This window comes from Pedobacter rhizosphaerae, assembly GCF_900111155.1.
Classification (GTDB): Bacteria; Bacteroidota; Bacteroidia; order Sphingobacteriales; family Sphingobacteriaceae; genus Pedobacter; species Pedobacter rhizosphaerae.
This window is the reverse complement of the sequence record NZ_FOGG01000046.1, coordinates 23,986-30,275: the sequence shown is the minus strand read 5'-3', so window position 1 is coordinate 30,275 and position 6,290 is coordinate 23,986. Positions and strand designations below refer to the sequence as shown.

The 6,290-nt window shown below is 42.4% G+C and carries 5 protein-coding genes; 4 read left to right on the top strand and 1 reads right to left on the bottom strand.

Annotated elements, in window-relative coordinates; genetic code table 11:
• Positions 1–311: 311 nt before the first annotated feature.
• Complete coding sequence (locus BMX11_RS22155) at positions 312–1,439, bottom strand: AI-2E family transporter (protein WP_090889060.1); 1,128 nt, start codon at positions 1,437–1,439, stop codon at positions 312–314.
• A 165-nt stretch (positions 1,440–1,604) separates the two neighbouring features.
• On the opposite strand from BMX11_RS22155, the gene mnmE reads away from it, so the two are divergent.
• The 4 genes from mnmE (at position 1,605) to BMX11_RS22135 (ending at position 6,281) form a co-directional block, all read left to right on the top strand.
• Positions 1,605–2,963 (top strand): tRNA uridine-5-carboxymethylaminomethyl(34) synthesis GTPase MnmE, encoded by a 1,359-nt coding sequence (mnmE, locus tag BMX11_RS22150; protein ID WP_090889057.1) that lies wholly within the window; start codon positions 1,605–1,607, stop codon positions 2,961–2,963.
• A gap of 437 nt (positions 2,964–3,400) precedes the next feature.
• A complete protein-coding gene (locus tag BMX11_RS22145; RefSeq protein ID WP_175474646.1) occupies positions 3,401–4,051 on the top strand; it encodes a helix-turn-helix domain-containing protein in 651 nt (216 codons plus the stop codon).
• A gap of 250 nt (positions 4,052–4,301) precedes the next feature.
• The gene (locus BMX11_RS22140; protein WP_090889051.1) at positions 4,302–5,522 is read left to right on the top strand and encodes a tyrosine-type recombinase/integrase; all 1,221 of its coding nucleotides are present in this window, start codon (positions 4,302–4,304) and stop codon (positions 5,520–5,522) included.
• A 426-nt stretch (positions 5,523–5,948) separates the two neighbouring features.
• Positions 5,949–6,281: a hypothetical protein gene (locus BMX11_RS22135; protein ID WP_090889047.1), complete on the top strand. Its 333-nt coding sequence runs from the start codon at positions 5,949–5,951 to the stop codon at positions 6,279–6,281.
• Positions 6,282–6,290 lie beyond the last annotated feature (9 nt).

Sequence of the window (6,290 nt, the reverse complement as noted above, 5' to 3'; positions counted from 1 at the left end):
ATACTTTTTTACCATTTAAGGCATGTAAGTTCATTGTAATACCCCCCCGCAAATTCACACTTCCTCTACACCCCTCATTGAAAAAAGTAGGGGAGTTGGAATCTCGATACTTTCTCAATGCTTTGAGTTTTTTTAGCCAGGGAAACACGGAAGGCACGGAGAATGAAGTCCATGGGCAATGATTTGTTTGCTCTTACCAATGGCGGAGCTATCTCTGTGTGCTTTGTGTATTCCTCTTTCTCCCTGTGGTTAATTTCTTTGCGTTAAACTTTGCACACTTTGCGGTTAACTAAAAGCGAAACGAGCTCCAATTATTCCTCCTTCTCTGTACCGGATTTAACTGCTACTGGTTTCTTTTTTCTAAAGGATGCGAAGCCCATCGGACTTTTTGCCGGACGTTCATCACCTAGTAATACACCCCATTGTTTAAACATTTCGGTTCTATCGAAGATAATTTTTAATACGGCAATAATAGGTAAGGCCAGGAACATTCCAGAGACGCCGGCTACACTACCGCCAATGAATACCCCAAGGATGGCAAAGAGTGCATTGATTTTTACTTTTGATCCAACAATACGAGGCATTAAGATATTATTATCGAGGAACTGAACTAAGGCAATTACGCCCAAAACAGTTATTACGGGCCATAGTTCTTGTGAGGAGGTTAACGTTAATAGAACACCTATGATATTACCGATTAAGGCACCCACGTAAGGAATCAAGTTCAGAATGGCAAAGATCACTCCGATCAGCAAAGCATGTTTAATCCCGATAATCATCAATATTCCACCTAAAAGGATGGTCATGTAGGTAATCTGAATCAGCAAGCCGATGAGGTAACTTTTGATAATGGATTCGGTTTCGTAAATGGCATCTTTTACTTTTGGATGGTGATCGGTTTTGAACCACATGAAGATGAAACGCAATAAGATATCTTTATAAAACAGCATCAGGTAGATGTAAATAGGCAGTAAGCCAATAAATACAAAAACACCACTAAGGGTTAAGGCTGCACCTCCTGCAAGCTTGGTTCCCATGTTCATTAAATCGTCGCTTTTACCCTGAATAAAGGCTTTTTGCTCCTTATCGTTGTAATGGGTAATGCGGCTAATCCAGTCGCTCAGGTTATTGATGTGCTGTGAAACATTGCTTTTAATTTGTGGAAAATCCTTTACCAAAATGCCAATCTGATTGCTGAAAAACCAAACGATTAATGCGATAAACAAGGCGACTAATATAATGGGAAGGATAATAGACAGGCTTTCGGGAACTTTCTTCTTTCTTAAGAAACGATAAATAGGCAAGAGCATGATACTGATGAAAAAGGCCATCAACACAGGCATAATGATATCTTTGGCAATGTAGAGCACGCCGAAAATGGCTATGAGGCCGAGTAGTTCTAACGATCTTTTAGCGGTGAGCGGAAAATGATTGGTCATAAAATAGTATATCTGTTTCGAGGATTTAACAATACTTGGGCTGAAATGTTTTGATGGCCAGCCTTTCGTTCTTCTCGATTATCGCGGCAAGATGCAATAAATTTTACTTACGGGGGATAACATAACCGGATATATGCCTTATTTTTGCAGCCTTTACTGAATATTATGAACCATCAAGATACCATTATTGCTTTGTCTACTCCTCCCGGTTCGGGTGCCATTGGTGTAATTCGCCTTTCGGGCCCCGATGCCATTAGCTTGACCAATGCTGTTTTTGCAGGGAAGGATCTGGAAAAGCAGGCCAGTCATACCTTACATTTCGGACTGATTAAAGATGGCGAACAACTGGTAGATGAGGTGGTAGCTGGTTTATTCGTAGCGCCTAAATCGTACACCAAGGAAAATGTGGTAGAGATTTCTTGCCATGGTTCTAATTATATTATTCAGCAGATTATTAATTTACTGATTAGCAAAGGAGCACGTGCGGCTAAACCTGGTGAATTTACATTAAGGGCCTTTTTAAACGGGGCTTTTGATTTAAGTCAGGCAGAGGCCGTAGCCGATTTAATTGCTTCTAATTCTAAGGCTTCGCATGATGTGGCCATGCAGCAAATGCGTGGTGGTTTCGCTAACGAGCTGAAAGGTTTGCGCGAGCAACTTATTCATTTTGCTTCGATGATTGAGCTGGAACTCGATTTTGCAGAGGAGGATGTCGAGTTTGCGAATCGCGATCAGTTGAAAAATCTGGTTACGAAAATTAATTATGTACTGCGCAGATTGATTGCTTCTTTTGAGTTGGGTAACGTAATTAAAAATGGAGTTCCGATTGTTATTGCGGGTAAGCCCAATGTGGGGAAATCTACCTTGCTTAATGCTTTATTGAATGAGGAAAGGGCCATTGTTTCTGACATTGCGGGTACTACACGCGATACCATTGAGGATGAACTGGCCATAGGTGGCGTGGTGTTCCGCTTTATCGATACCGCCGGAATCCGCGATACAGCTGACATTATCGAAGCTCTTGGGGTAGAACGTACCCTCGAAAAGATGAAACAGGCCAAGCTGATTATTTACATGGCCGATATCAACCAATCGGTAGCCGAAATTAGTGAGCAGGTTAGGGGATTAGAGCATTTAGGCATTCCGCATTTGGTACTGATTAATAAAGCTGAAAGCCTTAGTGCCGAGCAAAAGTTAGCTTTTAAGGATTTAAATGTTGTATTCATTTCTGCTAAAGAGAAAGAGGGGATTGATGAGTTAAAGGAGACTTTATTGGAGCAGGTTAACTTACATCACATTAATACCAGCGAAACTTTGGTTACCAATGTTCGTCATGTAGAAGCACTGAAACAAACTGAAAATGCCTTGAACCGTGTACTGGAGAATGTAGATAATCCGGTGACTTCTGATTTTTTAGCGATGGATATTAAACAGGCGCTTCATTATTTGGGTGAGATTACGGGTACAGTAACTACTGATGATTTATTGGATAATATTTTTACGAAGTTTTGTATCGGTAAGTAATCCTATGGATTTAGTCGACTATTGACTAATTTCGACAACTAAATCGCTAATTATTAACTAATTAGCGATTTTTTTATGTCCAATGTTTTCGTAATTTGCCCCTGTTTTTCAATGTTTTGTAGCGTATTTGTAGCTTTTTTTGACAAGGGAATCCGAATAGTGTATTGTATGTTCGATGTCCAGTATTAACTGATCATAGAAGCCCATAGAAGCACTACAAAGCAAGAAAATGGGAGACTTAACTTATGAGCAGTAATTTAAAAATCTTAAGGAAATGTGAGTGCTGTAACCAGACTTTCATCGCGAAGAAGACAGTGACCCGGTTCTGTGGCAAAGCTTGTAATTCCAGGTACTATAAGTCTAAAGCGAGGGCCGATAAGATACAGTCTTCTGATCTTGAAACCGTATCCAGGGATTTTAAATACCAGGTTTCACATTTGGAGAGGGAAGTACTTTCTGTAGCAGAGGTTGCCTATCTGTTGCGTTCGCACAAGGGAACGGTTTATGGGATGATCAATAGCGGGACGCTCAAAGCTGCGAAGATACATACACGCAAAACGGTTGTTCTCCGCATGGATTTCCTCTCGCTTTTTGATCGGCAGATGTGGCTGAAAGATATAGCAAAGAAGCCGGTAGAACCGCAAAAATCAGATGATGAATCTGCTCCTAGCTATTATACTACCGCCCAGGTCATTGCTTTATTCGGAAAATCCAGGGAAGCGGTCTATACGATGCTGCAGCGGAGCGGGATAGAAAAGGTCAAAGTTGGTAAAGAGATTCTGATCCCGAAAGATGCTGTAGATAAGCTTTATAAACAGAAGTCGGTTCCAAGGACAGATCCACTCGACGCGGAACGCAGAGCCAATCAGCGGCTGGCCTCGAAACCTATAAGGATATCGGACTGCTATTCGATAGAGGAATGTGTTCAGCTTTTGGGAAAGGAGCGGGGACTGTTGTATGCCATCTTCAAAAGACGGAATGTGCCTAAGTTGCGTGTCGGACATTACGTATACTTTCTGAAACGGGCGGTTGACAAGATCGCTAAAGATGCGATGAAGGTCAACATGGTAACTAACGATGAATTTTGATCAATAAGGGTAATAATGATTTGTCAGTCAGTTTTTTGTGTTGGTTTTGGTGGGCATTTTGCTTTGAAAATATATTTGCTTTTAGCAATTTTATACTTCTCCAAACCACCACTCCCCTCAAGGAAATTTGCTAGCCACCTGCTATCCACCAGATAAATCGGCTCTTGTTGCGAATAGCCGAAATAGAAATGAATAAATAATATTTAAAGGCACTAGAAATATGCCTGTCTAACCAATTATAAAACTAAATATGTCCAACGTAAAACTTAGAGCGAAAGCGCTCAGGAACAATAGACAAACCCTTTTTTTGGATTACTATCCGCCACTGTTAAATCCTGCAACCGGAAAGAGCACCCGTTTTGTCTGCCTTAGGTTATATCTGTTTACCAAGCCCGAAAACGACTTTCAGCGCAAGCATAATAAGCAGACACTGATTACGGCCAATACTGTTTGTGCGCAGCGGCAGATCGAGCTCCAGAACAGACGCTTTGGGCTGGTGTCGGAGCATGAAAGGGAGGCGAGTTTCATTGATGTCTACCGGCAGGTGGCCAGGCAAAGGAGGCAGGGCGTTCATGATCAGTGGGAGATGTCGCTGCGGTATTTTATTGCTTTTTGCGGCAGGGAAATCATACTTCCCGAACTGACCGATTATCTCTGTGAGGATTTTAAAAATTATTTGCTAAGTGGTCCGGGGATAGCACGGTACGGCAGGCCGATCAAAAGAAATACGGCAGCGAGTTATTTTGCCAAATTTAGGGCAGTGCTTCGGGTGCTGTACAGAAAACGCCTGATACCGATCGATTTGCACAGTATGGTAGATCCAATCAGGCCGAAGGAGACGCATAAAGAACGTTTGACAATGGAGGAGTTTAGGCTGCTTGCCAATACACAGACTGATTCTGAGCTGATGAAATGTGCGGCGATGTTTTCAGGGTTGACGGGGCTTCGCTGGTCGGATGTTTCAACATTGAAATGGTCTAATATCAGGGGCAGGTTTGGGAGTTTTGAAATCCAATTTTCCCAGGAGAAGACGGAAAGTGCGGAAGTATTGCCGATTTCGGATCAGGCTTATAGTTACCTGGGAGATAGAGGGGCTGGGGGAGCGTTATTGTTTCCGGGGCTTGTATACAGCAGGCTGAAGTCCTTCTTTACAAAATGGCTTTCGGATGCGGGGATTGATAAGAATATCACTTTCCATAGTTTCCGGCACACCTTTGCGACATTGCAGCTGGAGGTAGGGACTGATATCTACACGGTATCTAAAATGCTGGGGCACCGGGTGCTGAAGAATACGGAGGTTTATGCGAAGATCGTGGATAAGTCAAAACGGATCGCTGCGGATAAAAATCTGCTTGCGGGGGATGATGGTGAAGTGGAAGATAAGGCTTGCGTTGGGGAAGATGAAAGTTCGGGGGCAAGAAAAGGGATTTTTATCCTGCACAGAAATGAAGATAAGATTAGTGCAGGTTGATATAAAGAACATCAGATGCCCTTTTACTTGATTGAAAATTTATACAAAAGAAAACGTCTGTATAAATTTTTGTTGTTATCTAAACGGACCTGTCTATTGGTTAGACTCATTATACAAGATTTATATCTTGTTTAAAATAGGGTTTCTGGTACATTATTTACGGAAAGTGTTGATCCGAAGGATATCTTTCTTTTTCTTTATTGATAAAACATATCTTTTCCGCTCAGGAGATATCTACAATAGCTTCGTTGATCGGGTCCTGTAATTTTTTGTTTCAAGTTTAAAATACCCACTTGTGAGTATTTTAATATGCCTGTAAGTTGTTAACTTCGTGGCGTACTGAATTGTATTTCTCTTTGGGCCTGGTCGCTGGCCGATGGTGAGGGGAGGGCCTGGGGAAAACAGTCTTTTTAACCTCTTACTATCATGGGCATAACTTCTATTAAATTTACGATCAAGCATCCGCCGGGTATTGCGGTGATCAGGATGCGTATCAATTATGTTGAACTGGGCAAGGCCGAGCTGGATGCCTTTAAGACTGCTGTTTCTCCGGGTGTGGTGATCGAGGGGACCATGAGTGTGAATGTGGTGTCGAAGCTGGCTGTTTTCGAGCTGGAGGCGGTGGGAACCGCGCATCTGGCGGGGAGTCTGCAGGTGAACTATAAGGGCAAGGATCTGCTGGTGGGGGACAAGGGTGCTTTTGTGGTGGAGGATTCGGGCAGGGTGGTGTTGCTGTTGAAGGATATTTCATTGATCTAACGCTTTTTT

Bases quoted from the DNA above. Each gene is read 5' to 3' on its own strand.
- BMX11_RS22155 (WP_090889060.1), bottom strand. From the start codon at position 1,439: ATGACCAATCATTTTCCGCTCACCGCTAAAAGATCGTTAGAACTACTC.
- mnmE (WP_090889057.1), top strand. From the start codon at position 1,605: ATGAACCATCAAGATACCATTATTGCTTTGTCTACTCCTCCCGGTTCG.
- BMX11_RS22140 (WP_090889051.1), top strand. From the start codon at position 4,302: ATGTCCAACGTAAAACTTAGAGCGAAAGCGCTCAGGAACAATAGACAA.
- BMX11_RS22135 (WP_090889047.1), top strand. From the start codon at position 5,949: ATGGGCATAACTTCTATTAAATTTACGATCAAGCATCCGCCGGGTATT.